Origin of the sequence: Kaistella faecalis (assembly GCF_019195395.1) — a bacterium.
GTDB lineage: Bacteria > Bacteroidota > Bacteroidia > Flavobacteriales > Weeksellaceae > Kaistella > Kaistella faecalis.
The window spans coordinates 1,348,645-1,363,937 of record NZ_CP078067.1; the positions used below are offsets into that span (position 1 = coordinate 1,348,645).

Below are 15,293 nucleotides of genomic sequence, written 5' to 3' on the forward strand. Positions count from 1 at the left end.
AAAACCCTGACTTCTGCTCAGGGTTTTTTAATTTTCTAAATAAACGAGCTCCGGTCCGAAATTCTCCTCTAAGCTGGTAAGGAGTTTGGCTGTTTTGGTTTTAACGAAAAGTTTCTCAACGAAAAAATTAGTTTCGAAGAATTGTCGATGAATCCCCGGAAGTAATTCCATGAAAAGATCCATTCCCACTTGATTATTATGGAGATCCATTTTCTTTTCCAATGGCTTGTTGGGGAAGAGTTCTTCGTGCAGGTCGGTCATCCTTTTGCAGAAATCCAAAGATTTTTCCGGAGAGGATATTTTGCAGCAATACATCATGATTAAACACGTCCAAAGTGCATGGCGGTAAGCATTTCCGATTCCGCTGTTGGAGTTGGTTTTAGGAAAATGCTGCTGTGCAAGTGAGAAGCTTTTTACCGTTGCATAAAAAGCCAGTAAAGAGAACAACGGATGCGGTACAGTAAGCCTCAGAAGTTTTAGAACTTTTGTGAAACTCAGTGTCCGCAATGTGTTTAATAATATGACAGTTATCCTTTTCATATAGAAATCTCCCCTGAAGAGGAGAGATTTTTATTATTTTTAAAATATTACTTAGTGAACAAGAAGTTTCACTGTTTTTGAAACCTTCTCTTTGATTTCTTTACGCTTTACAATAAAGTCTACGAAACCTTTCTCCTGTAAAAATTCAGAAGTTTGGAAACCTTCAGGTAAATCTTTACCAATCGTTTCGCGGATTACCCGTGGACCTGCAAAGCCGATCAGCGCTCCGGGTTCAGCCATAATAATATCGGCAGTCATTGCGAAAGAAGCGGTAATTCCTCCAAAAGTGGGATCGCATAGATAGGCGATATACAACAATCCTTCTTCAGAAAGCTGCGCCAATTTTGCCTGTACTTTCGCCAACTGCATCAGGGAATAAGTAGCCTCCTGCATTCTTGCCCCACCTGACTGGCAGATGATCATATAAGGAAGTCGGTGCTCAATGCAGTAATCAACAGCACGACGGATTTTTTCGCCCATCACAGATCCTAATGACCCGCCGATAAATGCAAAATCCATACATGAAATCACGATCTTTTCACCGTTTACTGTTCCGACAGCATTCCGGATGGAATCGGTTAATTTGGTTTTGGATTTCACCTCTTTCAAACGGTCTGTGTAAGATTTGGTATCCTTAAAATTAAGCATATCCACACTTTCCACATCCGCATTAAGTTCCTGGTACTTATTGTCATCAAAAAGAATGGAGAAAAACTCGTTACTGCCGATTCTTACATGAAAACCGTCTTCCGGAGACACGTAATTATTAGCTTTAAGTTCCTCATGTTCAATGATTTTACCTGTCGGCGTCTGATGCCAAAGTCCTTTAGGCACATCTTTTTTATCTTCTGTAGACGTGGTGATGTTTTTTGTTTTTCTTTTAAACCAGTCGAATGCCATTTGCTGAGTATTTATTTGAAAAGAAACCATGTATTACCATTGGATAATACATGGTTTAAAATTCTATTTTTATAAAGTATTTACGTTGTTAAGGTCTTCAAACGCCTGAACCAATCTCGTAGAGAAAGTTTCTTCACCTTTTCTAACCCAAACTCTTGGGTCATAATATTTCTTGTTCGGTTTGTCGTCTCCATCCGGATTTCCAATCTGCGCTTTCAGATATTCCACATTGGTCACCATATAATCTCTGATTCCTTCTGTATAAGCGAACTGAAGATCTGTATCAATGTTCATTTTTATTGCGCCGTAGCTGATTGCTTCTCTGATTTCTTCAACAGAAGAGCCCGATCCACCGTGGAATACAAAGTTTACCGGCTTCTCACCAAGATTGAATTTTTCCTGAACGTATTTCTGAGAATTATCTAAGATTTTCGGCGTCAGTTTTACATTACCCGGTTTGTACACACCATGTACATTACCAAAAGCTGCTGCGATCGTAAAGTTCGGAGAAATAGCGCTTAATCTTTCATAAGCGTAAGCCACCTCATCGGGTTGAGTGTACAGTTTAGAAGAATCTACTCCGGAATTGTCAACACCATCTTCTTCCCCGCCGGTAACGCCCAGTTCTATTTCTAAAGTCATTCCCATTTTCGCCATTCTCTCGAAATATCTGCATGAAACATCCAAATTCTCCTCTATCGGCTCTTCAGATAAATCCAACATATGAGATGAGTACAGGGATTTTCCGGTCTGTGCATAAAATTCTTCGTTAGCATCCATCAATCCGTCGATCCAAGGCAATAATTTCTTCGCGCAGTGGTCGGTATGAAGAATTACAGTCGCGCCGTAAGCTTCTGCCAAAGTATGGATATGTTTTGCACCGGCTACGGCACCTGCAATTGCAGCTTTCTGCCCATCATTAGTTAAACCTTTTCCTGCATTAAAAGCGGCACCACCATTAGAAAACTGAATAATTACCGGGGAATTCAATTTTGCTGCAGTTTCCAAAACAGCATTTACGTTACTGGAACCAATAACGTTTACTGCCGGTAGCGCAAAATTATTTTCTTTAGCATATTCAAAAATGTCGGTAACCATTTGACCTGTGGCAACACCTGCCGGAAAACGTCTGCTCATAATATAGTTTTTAATAGATTTTTAACCTGAATTTTAGGTGTGTAAAGTTAATAATTTTATGCGAAAGATATCAGTTTCTTTTGTCTTTTCCCCAGAGCAATTTCTGGCGGATTGTTTCGTAAAAACTTAAGTTATTAGGGTGAATCAGCAGGATCTGGAACTTGGCTTTTCTCAGGATAATTTCCACATCGGTTTCCATATGAATCAGTCTGGAATCCAGAGACAGAGAGTACTGAGGAACCCGGCTTTCTACTTTCAGGCGTATTTCTACATCATCGTTTACGATTAATGGCCTAACGTTTAGGTTATGCGGTGCAATCGGAGTGATTACAAAATTAGCATTGGTCGGGGTAATAATTGGTCCGCCGCAACTTAATGAGTATGCCGTAGAACCGGTGGGAGTTGACACTATAACGCCATCGCCCCAGAAAATATTGAGAAATTCGCCATTAATATACGATTCTACCGTAATCATTGCGGTGGTTTCTTTGCGCGAAATCGTAATGTCGTTTAAGGCGTAGGGAAAAAACATCGATTTACCCGGCGAAACGATTTCGATGACAGAGCGTCGGCTGATTTTCACTTCTCCTTTGAGGATTTCATCGAGTTCCAGAAATACTTCTTCTTTAGTGAAACTTGCAAGAAAACCAAGTCTTCCGGTATTTACTCCCACTACTGGGATCTCGAGATCCTGCACAAAAAGTAGAGAATTTACAATAGTACCGTCGCCTCCGAAGGTAAAAAAAAGATCTACTTTTTTCTCCTTTAAATCTTCTTTGCCGGAAAAGGTTTCGAAAATCTTTGAGAATTGCATGGCGTTGGCCATTTCTTCATAAAGAACCGCTTTCACCCCTCTTTTTTCGAGTTCTGAAACAAATTTACTCAGGTACAGAAAAGTATCTAAATCGCTTTTTTGAGAATATACTGCTGCCTTCATCATTTAAAATTCGAGAAATTTTTGGAAGAAACCGAATCTGTCTTTCAGCAGGTCTTCTTTTTCATCATCATAATATTTATGCACTACGCTGTAGCCATATCTTTCGAACGTCTCATCTATAGAACTCGTATTGTCACTGTGAAACTTCAGTGTAATCTGTATATAATCCTCTGTAATCAGATTAATAAAGCAGCCATAAATTTTGCCGTTATTGGACTCAACAATCCTTGCTACTTCCGTCATTGAATAATGTCTTCCGTTCGTCTGAACAATCATGATCGCGCCATTTTCTGAGAACAGCGGATATTTTGAAAATTCGTTAAAGATATCATCGCAAGAGAGATATCCTACGTATTTTTCGTTTTTTGAGATCACAGGAACCACATTGCAGTTGAACGTGTGAAACAATTTGATGGAATCGAGTAAATTACCGTCATCAAGAATCGCAAACTTTTCAAAGTGAATCTCGAGTGATCCTAATATTCCTTCCGGACTTTCATCTAAAAACGACTGACTGATCGCGCCCTGATAGACCCCTTTCTTCTTTACAAATACATGAGAATACCCAAATTCCTTCGCCATTTCATTAGCATCATCTATCGAGTCGCTGGAATTAAAAGCCGGATAATCTTTAGAAATGTAATCTTTGATAAACATAATGCTAATTTAGGAAAATATTAAAAAACGAATGCTGTTTTACAAATTTTTCAAGATTATTGAAAAATAGTTTGCTTTGTATGGAAACAAAAATATATCTTTGTCGCCTTTCATTTTTACTTTTTATTAGATTTATTTCAAACTGCACTGTCCATTGGGCTTTGCAGTTTTTTATTTTTTCACTGTAGGCATCTGCCGAAGGAAAATTAATCCTCCTAGAATAATCAGCGCACCGAACCCCTGCATCATTGTAAGTTTTTCGCCATCTAATACCCCCCAAATGATTGCCACAACAGGCATTAACAAGGTTACAGTAGAGGCAAACAGCGGAGTAGAAACACTCAAAAGCCTGTAATTCAGCATCATCGCCAAACCCGTTCCAAAAATCGAAAGGAGGCTTACAAAACCCAAACCTTCCCATAAACTTGTGTTCATCTGCAGATTATTAAAAAATCCGGCAAACACTAAAGCGACCATGGACGGAATGATCAAAACGAATGAAAATACAAATGCAGAAAGGATTTTGGCAGGAATATCATTTAACTTCGATTTCACCGTCGTGGTGCTAACCGCATAACATAAGGTTGCAAGAAGAAGAAGCAAAATAGGGATAAGTTTAAACTGCCCGCCTTCGCCGCCGGAAAACGCAAGTATACACGCACCGCTAAAACTGATGACGACTCCAATAATCTGCCTTTTAGTTGTTTGAAATTTCCAAAGCAACGCTCCGACGATAATCACGAAAATCGGCATCATCGAATTGATGATTCCCGCAATGCTGCTGCTGACCTCTGTTTCAGCAATCGGGAAAAGAAACATCGGGATGAAATTTCCTGTTACTGCAGCCAAAATAAGCCACTTCAAATGTTTCGTGGGAAACTTGCGGATATTCATTAGTGCAAAAGGAAGCAGAATAATTCCTGCAATTAAAACCCGCAGCGCTCCTACTTCGTAAGGATTAAAATGCTCAAGCGATTTTTTAATGAGTATAAAAGATGAACCCCAAATCACGGAGAGCAGCACGAGTAAAATCCATTTTTCTTTTTCAGGATTCATTGTTTCTTTTTAAAATATGTAAATAATCGTTTTTAGGAATCATTCGCGCACCCAGACTTTGGAGATGTTGGGAATGAATCTGACAATCTATAAGTTCAAGATCCTCATTCTGTAAGATAAAATTAAGAAATCCGGCTTTCGATGCGTTGCTCACTTTGGCAAACATGCTTTCGCCGCAAAAAACTTTACCGATCTGCATCCCATAAAACCCGCCTACCAATTCACCATTCTGCCAGACTTCAAAACTTTTGGCAAAGCCATATTCGTGAAGTATTGTAAAAGATTTTATTAATTCACCGGAAATCCAGGTTCCATCCTGATCCTTTCTGTACGCGTTTTTGCACTGGGTCATTACTTCGCTGAAACATTTGTTTTCGGTAAAGGTAAAAATACCGTCTTTCAAAATCTTCTTCATGGATTTCGAAATCTTAGCCTCATCCGGAAAAAGCACAAATCGGGGATCAGGACACCACCAGAGAATTTCCTCCCCCTCATTAAACCACGGAAAAAGCCCGAGCTGATAGGCAAATAAAAGCCGCTCAGGAGACAGATCGCCCCCGATGGCAAGCAAACCGCTTTCGGAATCGGTTAATTCCGGATCAGGAAAAGAAATTTCATGAGGGTCAAGTAAAACCATTTTTCAAAAATTAAATCCTGCTCTTGAAAAAAGCAGGATTTTTTATAGATTTTTTATTCCGTGAAATTTAGAATGGTAAATCGTCATCATCTTCAGCGAAAACATCTGTATTGGAAGCTGCAGGTTTTGCATCTGCATTTCTTGCCTGAACTGGTTCATTAAAATCACCTGCTCCGTCAACTTTTTCGATTCTCCAGCCGGTTATGGAATTGAAATATTTTACCTCGCCTTGTGGAGAAGTCCATTCTCTTCCTCCGATATTGATAGAAACCTTTACTTTATCACCTTCTTTATAGACATTAAGCAAATCTCCTTTTTCTTTTAGAAATTCTATGCTGATTGGCTGCGGATACTGCTCTTCGGTCACAATAACCATTTCTCTTTTCTGAAAGCCGCTCGCAAAAGTCTGAACGTCACCTAGTTTCTTTATAATCCCTTGTAATTCCATAATTGATTGTTAAAGGTGTAAAAGTAATAAATAAAGGATAGAAAAAGAAGATGGGATTTAAAAAGTTTAAAAAAATTAAAATTTCTAAAATTTTCTTGCATTAAAAGGGAAAAAGTATATATATTTGCACTCACAAAAAAAGAGAAGAAGTTAATTAGCGGATGTGATGTAATTGGTAGCCATGCCAGACTTAGGATCTGGTGCTGTGAGGCGTGTGGGTTCGAGTCCCTCCATCCGCACTTTTATTGCGAAAATAGCTCAGCTGGTAGAGCACGACCTTGCCAAGGTCGGGGTCGCGGGTTCGAATCCCGTTTTTCGCTCAACAATCTACCTGCCTTGGTGGTGGAACTGGTAGACACGCAGGACTTAAAATCCTGTATCCGCAAGGATGTACGGGTTCAAGTCCCGTCCGAGGTACTTTAAACGCTGTTAATCTTCATTGATTTTCAGCGTTTTTTGTTTTGTGCCAAACGCTTCGGCAAACATTTTGTAACTTTATTTGTATAAAAAATACAACATGTTATGGCAAATCACAATTTAAAAACACTTTCCCAAGTGCTTAATATCCTGCGCGGACGGGGAATCACAAAGGAAATCTGCATGAACGAGCAAAAGCAGTTTGTTCTGGAAGGCACAGATACTATTTACAAGCCCAGCGATTTGTGCATCGTAAAATCATATCGTTTTGAGGGCGACAGCAGCCCGGATGATAATGCGGTGCTTTATGTAACGCAGGACAGAGATGGAATTCAATCCCTGATCATCGACTCTTACGGAGCTGACAGCAATTATTCAGGAGAAGAATTTGATAATTTTCTGAGAGAAATTCCGGTGGAAGAACGTGAAGATTTTGACATCGATTAAAAATTCAATCCGAAATCAGTTTTCGGATTTTTTCTTGAAAATATTTCGGAGAACCCCTTTCTCTTTAATTTTTTCCTTTGTTTGCTGCGCTTTTTCTTTTACTTCCTGCTTTGTTTCTTTAATATCGGTCTTATTCTGTTCAAGTGCCGTTTTTGTATTTTCAACAGTAGTCTTCACTTTTTTCTCTGTATTTTCAACATTTTTCCCTATCAGCGTTTTCTTTAAACCTTCTTCAATACCTTTCCAGAAGAGATTAAAAAAAGATTTAGAGGGATCTCTTATAATATTATCAACAGGAACCGACTCTGGATATTTTCCTGAATCTGTCTTCACAAAAATATTAGCTACTGCGGATAATATTTTGTTTTTCTCACCTGTTTCCTTTAATACCGAAACCCGTAAATCCTGATGTTTCATATTTAAAATTCCGTTCAGACCTTTATTGTTTCCTTTGAAATTAAAAATCAGATCCGAGATCAATCCTGTTGCACGGATTTTCAGATAAGGTTCAATAAAAGGATTAACACGCGAGGCAGGCAGATCGGCAATATTTCCTGCAATGCTAAAAACGTCGCTCATGTTTGCTGTATCAAAATCCCACCTCACATTCATTGGCGACGCGTTCATAAATAGACAGCTTATAGTTATCGGGACCTGAGTCGGTTTGCCTTTCATCTTTCCTGAATTCAGATTTTTTACGTTCATGTTGAAATTATTGAAAGTAAGTTTGCCCGGTCCGTCCGACTTTTTTGTGTCTTCCTCATATTCCAGAACCGAATTTTTGACCTCTGTATTCTGTATATATAAAGGAAACTTAATGGTTCTCAGTAATTTAGAATAAAGTGGTTTTTCAGTTAAATCATCTTTGGGAATTTTACTGCGGAAGATATTCGCATTCATCCCCGTCAGCGTAAGCTGGGAGGCATCGATGAATTTTTGAGCCGACCATAAATCCCAGTTTCCTTTCAATGAAATCTGGTTAACTTTGAGATCGTATAAATCCTTTTCCGTCGGAACCATACGGATATATTGAGCCCGGAAAACCGTCGGCTTCATCACAAAATTAGAAATCTGCGCTCCGTCTTTACTGAATTTCAATAACGAAGCTGATAAATTGTAGAACTGCGTTCTGTAACTGAAGTTTCTTGTTGTGGCACTGTAAAAACCGGTTTTGAAAGGAAATTCCTTTTTTGCAGTCTTTGCATTCATTTCCAGGTTTTGGATTTTCGCATTCAAATCATTAAAAACCAACGGACGGCCACCTTTATCGTAAACCAAATTGGAGTTTTGAATCGCAATATTTTTAATAATCAAAGGAAAATGAATTCCCTTAAAATCTGCCTGCTTCTTTGTAGGATTGTCTGCAGCCGAAATCTTACCGTTTAGAGTGCTTACCAAAACATTTTCTACATTGAGTTTAAGCTTATTTTCTACAAATTTGAATTCATTGATCTTAAGATTAATTCTCCGCACATTTAAATCCATCAGTGTTTTATCAGATTTTGACTGAGTTGGCTTTATCGAGATATTTCCGAGATCAACCGCTTTCGGACTTAGAGAAACTGCCGCAATCTGCATACTTTCTGTTTCTGAGGAGAAACCTATGTTTTTTCCTGAAATTTTAAAATCTGCATACTGAAATGGAAGCGGATCTTTAGAAGTATCACCATTCATAAGGAACTTACTAATATCAAGACTGATATTTTCAGCATTTAAACGGGGAGTGCCATTGGGTTTCAGAACAGTTATTTTTGCATTCTTCATTAAAACCTGCTTCATGTTAACATCATAGGTGAAATCTTTCTGGGCAGCGGCTTTTGCGTTCGTAGTGAATATCTGTAATTCGGGATTACTAAAAACCGCATTGGCCAGCATTACCTTATTGCCTTCCAGAGCGATATCTGTAAACTGCATTTCAGAGGTTTTGAAATCGTAAAGATTCTTTTTCGCCGGATAAAACCTAATGAAATCTCTTTGTGAAAGCAGCGGAGTTACCGTAAAATCTACAAGACTCATTTTCCGCTCTTTCGTCGTAATATGTTTAGCGGTGACTGCATAAACAGGATCAGGACGGAAAAAGAAGTTCTTCCCATTGATATCGTACTGGTCAAAAACCACAGGCAGTTTGTTTTCAACTGATTCTTCAGTCATCTGCAGATTTTCTACATTAAGGTTAAGATCCTGAACCGATAAAAATTTCTGTTTGGTATGTTTGAACACCTGCAGGGTGCCGCCACTGATTTTAAGATTTTGAAAAACTACAGGATTGCATTTTTTCCCTGTTTTATCATTAATTGGTTTCGCCAGAATGATGTTGAGATTAGGATTTCGAAGCAGCAGATTAGAGCTGTTGATGCGTTTGTTGAACAGGGCGTCATAAATCCCCAGCCTAGAAACCGATAACGTATCGACCGTTCCCTGTATTCTTATTACATTTTGGTTTTCAGGATTTTTATTGTTCACCGTAATTCCCGAAGCAAAAATATTTCCGGTACCTAAATCCACGTCGAGCGAATGGTAAGAAATTTTGTAATCGGAATTGTTTTTAATATAGCCTGGCAGTTTGCTTTTCAGCCAGAAATTAATTCCGAAGTTTGCCACTAAAATAAGCAGAAACAGAATTCCTAAGATCCTCAGTAAAATCCTAAAATAGTTTTTCTTCATTTTTTTGAAGATTAAATTCTGTGCCAATCAGTTCGCAGGTAAACAAAGGAAATTTAAAAAACTGTAATCTTAAATTTCCAAATCAATCACATACCCTTCGTGTCCTCTAACATTTATAAAATTGCCGCCCTCAAAAGAAAGATACTGTCCTTTTATTCCTTTTAAAACACCTTCGAATTCAGGTTTTTTGTCCAGGGTGAATGAATTTATTTTTTCAGGAGCCTCATAAGGATAATCGAGGCGGAGCATTTCATGTTCCATTGAATAGAAGTTTTTGAAATTATCCGGGAAATAATCTTTTATCTTTTCGCGGAAGTCGGCAAGATCCAAATCATCTTCGAAATCATCTTCCAACATTTTGCGCCAGTTGGTTTTATCCGCAAGATGCTCTTTAAGCGCGACCTCGATCATTCCAGCTTCGTAACGGTTGTCGGTTTTAGCGATCGGAAGCGCGAAAGTAGCACCCTGGTCAATCCACCGGGTCGGAATTTGGGAATGGCGGGTAACTCCTACTTTTACATCTCCTGTATAAGCCAGGTACACAATGTGGGGCTGTAACTGAATTGCTTCTTCTACTGCCAAATCTCGCTCTCCTATACCCAAATGCGCGGTTGAAAGTTCCGGACGGATGATCGTATCACTTGCATATGGACTTTCAAAAAAGCATTTCTTACAAAATCCCATGCGGTAAATCTTTTCTCCGCTGCCGCAGTTTACGCATTCGTAACCGATATGTTTTAATTTTAGAGTTTTCCCGATGAGCTGATTCATATTAATAAGGTCATGGGAAAGATTCAGGAAATATTGAATGGGTTTCGCGTTTTGCGTTGTCATTTTCAGGATTTGTCCGGAGAACTGCATATTTGAATATTTCAGTAAAAATAATGATTTGAATTTAATTAAATTTGTAAGACTAAAAAACAAAGATGAAATATTTAGTTACCGGTGGAAGCGGCTTTATCGGTTCGCATCTGGTAGAACATTTACTGAAAAACAGACATTCTGTCATTAATATTGACAATTTTGATGATTTTTATGATTACAGGATAAAAATCAGAAATACTTTGGAGTCCGTAGGAAAACCTTTCGAATTTTCGTTTCATAATAAGGAGCATGACATTGAAAAACTCGTTTTCGAAACTTCAAAGAAACACTATCACATTTATTATCAGGACATTCGCGACAAAGACGGCCTTGAAAAAATATTCGCCAAACATAAAATTGATGCTGTAATTCATTTGGCAGCCTTGGCGGGCGTGCGACCTTCGATAGAAAAACCTTTGGAATATGAAGAAGTAAACGTGAAAGGCACAATGAATCTGTGGGAACTTTGCCGGGAATATAAAATTAAAAAATTCATTAATGCTTCCAGCTCAAGTATTTACGGAAACAATATTAAAATTCCTTTTTCTGAAACCGACAATGTAGATCAACCCATTTCACCATACGCAGCAACCAAAAAATGCACTGAAATTCTGGGTCATGTGTATCATAATCTTTACGGAATCGATATAATACAGCTGAGGTTTTTCACTGTTTATGGGCCAAGACAGCGACCGGATCTGGCGATTCACAAGTTTACAAAACTGATTAATGACAATACGGAAATTCCGTTTTATGGTGATGGATCTACCTCCAGAGATTACACTTATATCGATGATATTATCGATGGAATTATGAAATCAATTCAATATTTACATCGAAATAAAAAGGTTTATGAAATCATCAATCTCGGTGAAAACGAAGTTATTACCCTGAATGAAATGCTCGCAACTCTGGAGGAACATTTAGAAAAAAAATCAATAAAAAAAATTCTGCCACCGCAACCCGGCGATGTAGACAAAACCAATGCAGATATTACCAAAGCAAGGGCTTTAATAGGCTATCATCCCACCACTCATTTCCAAAATGGCACAAAAAAGTTTGTGGAATGGTTTTTGAGAAATGGTTGATGAAAAAATTTTGAAATAAAAATCAAAGTTTATTGAAACTCAGCGACAAAAACCTTTTTTATGTCGCCTAATTTTATACTTTTGCAAAAAATTATTATATGTATTGGACATTAGAACTGGCTTCATATTTAAGCGACGCACCTTGGCCGATGACCAAGTCTGAACTTATTGACTACGCAATTAGAACCGGCGCACCAATGGAGGTGGTAGAGAATCTTCAGGCCATCGAAGATGAAGGAGAGGTTTATGACGCTATTGACGAGATTTGGAGCGATTATCCTACAGATGATGACTATCTCTGGAACGAAGACGAATATTAAAAAACGCAGCCGGCTGTCTGCAGCCGGTTTTTATATTTTAGAAAAATTCTAAAAATTAAAATCTTAAAATGGCTGAATGCCCGCGCATGCAGCCGAAAGCAAATACTATGGGTTTTATAGACAAAGTTCTTAAAGGTTTTCTTGGTGATAAAAATACGACCGACCTGAAAGAAGTAAAAAAAGTGGTTGGTAAAATAAAGGCAGTAGAGCCAAAAATTCAGGAACTTACTGATGACGGTTTGCGAGAAAAAACTGCAGAATTCAAAGAAAAAATAAAAACTGCCACAGCCAATATTACTTCCCAGATAGAAGAAGTTAAGGAGCAGATTAAAAACGCTACCAATGTTGATGAGAAAGAAGAACTCTTCACAAAGGTAGAGCAGCTTAAAAAAGATTCTTACCAGGTTGAAGAAAAAGTTCTGAGTGAAATCCTTCCGGAAGCATTTGCTTTAATTAAAGAAACCTCGCGCAGACTTGCCCAAAACGGCGAAATCCGCGTCACAGCAACCGATCTCGACCGTGAACTTGCCGCAACTAAGGACTTCGTTGAAGTACAGGGCGACATTGCTATTTGGAAGAATAAATGGGATGCTGCCGGAACTCCTGTAGTTTGGGATATGGTACATTACGATGTACAGTTCATTGGTGGAGTTGTGCTTCACAGCGGTAAGATTGCCGAAATGGCAACCGGTGAAGGTAAAACATTAGTAGGAACCTTACCGATTTACTTAAATGCGCTGCCAGGAAGAGGTGTTCACGTAGTTACCGTGAATGATTACCTTGCAAAACGTGACTCCGCATGGATGGGACCTCTTTATCAGTTTCATGGCTTAACTATCGATTGTATCGATCTTCATCAGCCCAATTCTGATTCGAGAAGAAAGGCTTATCAATCGAGCATTACTTACGGTACCAATAACGAATTCGGTTTCGATTATCTTAGAGATAATATGGTTACTTCGCCTACAGAACTTGTACAGGGCGAACTAAATTTCGCGATTGTTGATGAGGTAGATTCTGTTTTGGTAGACGATGCCAGAACTCCGCTGATTATTTCCGGACCGGTTCCACAGGGAGACCGTCAGGAATTTGATGTACTGAAACCTTCTGTTGACAGAATCGTTGAAATTCAGAAAAAAACCGTTTCCGCAATCTTTAACGAAGCGAAAAAACTTATCGCCAACGGTAATACAAAAGACGGCGGTTTCAAATTACTTCAGGCTTACAGAGGCTTACCTAAATCAAGACCATTAATTAAATTCCTTTCCGAAAGCGGAAATAAAGCCCTTCTTCAAAAGACGGAAGGACAGTATATGGCCGATAACAACAGAGATATGCCAAAGGTTGATAAAGACCTTTACTTCGTTATCGACGAAAAAAACAACCAGATCGATCTTACCGATAAAGGGGTAGAATATATGTCCGCCGGAAACGAAGACAAAGATTTCTTCGTTTTAAATGATATCGGAACTGAAATCGCAGAACTTGAATCAAAAAACCTGACCAAAGAAGAAGAATTCGAAGCGAAGGAAAAACTTTTCAGCGAGTTTGCTGTAAAATCTGAAAGAGTACATACGTTAAGTCAGTTACTAAAGGCTTACACTTTATTCGAAAAAGACGATGAGTATGTTGTTATCGACGGCGAAGTAAAAATCGTAGATGAGCAAACCGGACGTATTATGGAAGGAAGACGTTATTCCGACGGACTTCACCAGGCGATCGAAGCTAAGGAAAATGTAAAAATTGAGGCTGCAACCCAAACTTTTGCAACCATTACGCTTCAGAATTATTTCCGTATGTACAATAAACTTGCGGGGATGACCGGAACAGCGGAAACTGAAGCGAGCGAACTTTGGCAGATTTATAAACTGGATGTAGTGGTAATTCCTACCAACAGACCGATCCAGAGAGATGACAGACAGGATTTGGTTTTCAAAACCAACCGCGAAAAATATAACGCAGTAATCGAAGAAATTGAAAGATTAACCGCCGCCGGAAGACCGGTATTGGTTGGGACAACTTCGGTTGAGATTTCTCAATTATTATCAAGAGCGCTGCAGTTAAGAAAAATTCAGCACAACGTACTTAACGCGAAACTCCACGCCCGGGAAGCGGAAATTGTAGCATCAGCTGGTGGACCTGGCGTTGTAACAATAGCAACCAACATGGCGGGTAGAGGAACCGACATTAAACTTCAGGGCGAAGTAAAACAGAACGGAGGTTTGGCAATTATCGGTACTGAAAGACACGATTCACGTCGAGTTGACCGCCAGTTAAGAGGTAGAGCCGGACGTCAGGGAGATCCGGGAAGTTCTCAGTTTTATGTTTCTCTGGAAGACAATCTGATGCGCCTTTTCGGTTCTGAAAGAATCGCCAAGATGATGGACAGAATGGGTCATAAAGAAGGTGAGGTAATTCAGCACGGAATGATTTCAAAATCCATCGAAAGAGCCCAGAAAAAAGTAGAGGAAAACAACTTCGGAATAAGAAAAAGACTTTTGGAGTACGATGACGTAATGAACAAACAGCGTGATGTAATCTACAAAAGAAGAAAGAATGCACTCTTCGGAGATCACTTGAAATATGACATTTCAAACATGATTTTCGATGTTTCGCAGGTGATCGTGAGCAAAACCAAGCTTGAAAACGATTATAAAGAATTCGAGTACGAAATCATCAAGCATTTCACCATGGAAGCTCCGGTTTCCGAGAACGAATTCAAAACCAAACAGGTTGCAGAACTTACCAATATTCTTTTCAAGGCGGCTACAGAAGATTACAGAATGAAGCTGGAACTTCTTAAAGAAAAATCATTCCCAATCATTGAGAATGTATACCAGAATCAGGGCTCTATGTTCAAGATGATTCAGGTTCCGTTTACCGATGGAGTAAAAACAATGACCATCGTTACCGACTTAAAAGAAGCATACGAAACAAAATGTGATTCTTTGATCAATGATTTCGAGAAAAACATTTCACTCGCAATTATTGATGAAAACTGGAAACTTCACCTCAGAGAAATGGATGATTTAAGACGTTCCTCACAAGGTGCTGTTTACGAACAGAAAGATCCATTGGTAATTTATAAGCAGGAATCTTTCTATCTTTTCAGCGAAATGGTAGAAAAAGTGAACAAAGAAATTGTATCGTTTTTGTACAAAGGCGAGATCCCGGCATAACA

14 protein-coding genes and 3 tRNA genes are annotated in these 15,293 nt (G+C 38.8%); 7 read left to right on the forward strand and 10 right to left on the reverse strand.

What is annotated here, in order from left to right:
• Window positions 1–27 precede the first annotated feature (27 nt).
• The 8 genes from KTV93_RS06445 to KTV93_RS06480 form a co-directional block, all read right to left on the reverse strand.
• Entirely contained in the window at window positions 28–540 is a 513-nt protein-coding gene (locus KTV93_RS06445) for a DUF6973 domain-containing protein (protein WP_218248144.1), read from the reverse strand.
• Between the two features lie 51 nt (window positions 541–591).
• Entirely contained in the window at window positions 592–1,440 is an 849-nt protein-coding gene (accD, locus tag KTV93_RS06450; protein WP_218248145.1) for an acetyl-CoA carboxylase, carboxyltransferase subunit beta, read from the reverse strand.
• Window positions 1,441–1,509: 69 nt separating this feature from the next.
• Entirely contained in the window at window positions 1,510–2,577 is a 1,068-nt protein-coding gene (gene fbaA / locus KTV93_RS06455) for a class II fructose-bisphosphate aldolase (protein WP_218248146.1), read from the reverse strand.
• A gap of 70 nt (window positions 2,578–2,647) precedes the next feature.
• Window positions 2,648–3,514 carry an NAD kinase gene (locus KTV93_RS06460; protein ID WP_218250507.1) on the reverse strand — a complete coding sequence of 289 codons (867 nt, stop codon included), beginning with the start codon at window positions 3,512–3,514 and terminating at the stop codon, window positions 2,648–2,650.
• Window positions 3,515–3,517: 3 nt separating this feature from the next.
• The gene (locus tag KTV93_RS06465; RefSeq protein ID WP_218248147.1) at window positions 3,518–4,171 is read right to left on the reverse strand and encodes a CBS domain-containing protein; all 654 of its coding nucleotides are present in this window, start codon (window positions 4,169–4,171) and stop codon (window positions 3,518–3,520) included.
• Window positions 4,172–4,342: 171 nt separating this feature from the next.
• Window positions 4,343–5,227, reverse strand: coding sequence for a DMT family transporter (locus tag KTV93_RS06470; RefSeq protein WP_218248148.1), 885 nt, complete (start codon window positions 5,225–5,227; stop codon window positions 4,343–4,345).
• Window positions 5,217–5,864: a leucyl/phenylalanyl-tRNA--protein transferase gene (gene aat, locus KTV93_RS06475; RefSeq protein WP_218248149.1), complete on the reverse strand. Its 648-nt coding sequence runs from the start codon at window positions 5,862–5,864 to the stop codon at window positions 5,217–5,219. Before aat ends, KTV93_RS06470 begins: the two co-directional genes overlap by 11 nt.
• 67 nt (window positions 5,865–5,931) lie before the next feature.
• Window positions 5,932–6,312, reverse strand: a complete 381-nt coding sequence (locus tag KTV93_RS06480; protein WP_218248150.1) for a DUF3127 domain-containing protein — start codon at window positions 6,310–6,312, stop codon at window positions 5,932–5,934.
• 157 nt (window positions 6,313–6,469) lie between these two features.
• Here KTV93_RS06480 and KTV93_RS06485 point away from each other — a divergent pair.
• The 4 genes from KTV93_RS06485 to KTV93_RS06500 all read left to right on the forward strand — a co-directional run bounded on the left by KTV93_RS06485 (window position 6,470) and on the right by KTV93_RS06500 (window position 7,176).
• Window positions 6,470–6,551, forward strand: a tRNA-Leu gene (locus KTV93_RS06485).
• An 8-nt stretch (window positions 6,552–6,559) separates the two neighbouring features.
• Window positions 6,560–6,632: transfer RNA gene (locus tag KTV93_RS06490), tRNA-Gly, on the forward strand.
• A 13-nt stretch (window positions 6,633–6,645) separates the two neighbouring features.
• Window positions 6,646–6,729: transfer RNA gene (locus KTV93_RS06495), tRNA-Leu, on the forward strand.
• A 105-nt stretch (window positions 6,730–6,834) separates the two neighbouring features.
• Entirely contained in the window at window positions 6,835–7,176 is a 342-nt protein-coding gene (locus KTV93_RS06500; protein WP_218248151.1) for a hypothetical protein, read from the forward strand.
• Between the two features lie 15 nt (window positions 7,177–7,191).
• On the opposite strand, the gene KTV93_RS06505 is transcribed toward KTV93_RS06500, so the two are convergent.
• Together KTV93_RS06505 and KTV93_RS06510 are read right to left on the reverse strand one after the other, a co-directional pair.
• Window positions 7,192–9,840, reverse strand: a complete 2,649-nt coding sequence (locus tag KTV93_RS06505; RefSeq protein ID WP_218248152.1) for a hypothetical protein — start codon at window positions 9,838–9,840, stop codon at window positions 7,192–7,194.
• A 69-nt stretch (window positions 9,841–9,909) separates the two neighbouring features.
• Complete coding sequence (locus tag KTV93_RS06510; RefSeq protein WP_218248153.1) at window positions 9,910–10,701, reverse strand: DUF2797 domain-containing protein; 792 nt, start codon at window positions 10,699–10,701, stop codon at window positions 9,910–9,912.
• Between the two features lie 65 nt (window positions 10,702–10,766).
• Here KTV93_RS06510 and KTV93_RS06515 point away from each other — a divergent pair, with 65 nt between their 5' ends.
• The 3 genes from KTV93_RS06515 to secA all read left to right on the forward strand — a co-directional run bounded on the left by KTV93_RS06515 (window position 10,767) and on the right by secA (window position 15,291).
• Window positions 10,767–11,792: a GDP-mannose 4,6-dehydratase gene (locus KTV93_RS06515; protein WP_218248154.1), complete on the forward strand. Its 1,026-nt coding sequence runs from the start codon at window positions 10,767–10,769 to the stop codon at window positions 11,790–11,792.
• Window positions 11,793–11,890: 98 nt separating this feature from the next.
• Window positions 11,891–12,112: a DUF2795 domain-containing protein gene (locus tag KTV93_RS06520; RefSeq protein WP_218248155.1), complete on the forward strand. Its 222-nt coding sequence runs from the start codon at window positions 11,891–11,893 to the stop codon at window positions 12,110–12,112.
• A gap of 107 nt (window positions 12,113–12,219) precedes the next feature.
• Window positions 12,220–15,291, forward strand: a complete 3,072-nt coding sequence (gene secA / locus KTV93_RS06525) for a preprotein translocase subunit SecA (RefSeq protein ID WP_218250508.1) — start codon at window positions 12,220–12,222, stop codon at window positions 15,289–15,291.
• Window positions 15,292–15,293 lie beyond the last annotated feature (2 nt).

Bases quoted from the DNA above. Each gene is read 5' to 3' on its own strand.
- KTV93_RS06505 (WP_218248152.1), bottom strand. From the start codon at position 9,840: ATGAAGAAAAACTATTTTAGGATTTTACTGAGGATCTTAGGAATTCTG.
- KTV93_RS06470 (WP_218248148.1), bottom strand. From the start codon at position 5,227: ATGAATCCTGAAAAAGAAAAATGGATTTTACTCGTGCTGCTCTCCGTG.
- fbaA (WP_218248146.1), bottom strand. From the start codon at position 2,577: ATGAGCAGACGTTTTCCGGCAGGTGTTGCCACAGGTCAAATGGTTACC.
- aat (WP_218248149.1), bottom strand. From the start codon at position 5,864: ATGGTTTTACTTGACCCTCATGAAATTTCTTTTCCTGATCCGGAATTA.
- KTV93_RS06445 (WP_218248144.1), bottom strand. From the start codon at position 540: ATGAAAAGGATAACTGTCATATTATTAAACACATTGCGGACACTGAGT.
- KTV93_RS06465 (WP_218248147.1), bottom strand. From the start codon at position 4,171: ATGTTTATCAAAGATTACATTTCTAAAGATTATCCGGCTTTTAATTCC.
- KTV93_RS06480 (WP_218248150.1), bottom strand. From the start codon at position 6,312: ATGGAATTACAAGGGATTATAAAGAAACTAGGTGACGTTCAGACTTTT.
- KTV93_RS06510 (WP_218248153.1), bottom strand. From the start codon at position 10,701: ATGCAGTTCTCCGGACAAATCCTGAAAATGACAACGCAAAACGCGAAA.
- accD (WP_218248145.1), bottom strand. From the start codon at position 1,440: ATGGCATTCGACTGGTTTAAAAGAAAAACAAAAAACATCACCACGTCT.
- KTV93_RS06460 (WP_218250507.1), bottom strand. From the start codon at position 3,514: ATGAAGGCAGCAGTATATTCTCAAAAAAGCGATTTAGATACTTTTCTG.
- KTV93_RS06515 (WP_218248154.1), top strand. From the start codon at position 10,767: ATGAAATATTTAGTTACCGGTGGAAGCGGCTTTATCGGTTCGCATCTG.
- KTV93_RS06500 (WP_218248151.1), top strand. From the start codon at position 6,835: ATGGCAAATCACAATTTAAAAACACTTTCCCAAGTGCTTAATATCCTG.
- secA (WP_218250508.1), top strand. From the start codon at position 12,220: ATGGGTTTTATAGACAAAGTTCTTAAAGGTTTTCTTGGTGATAAAAAT.
- KTV93_RS06520 (WP_218248155.1), top strand. From the start codon at position 11,891: ATGTATTGGACATTAGAACTGGCTTCATATTTAAGCGACGCACCTTGG.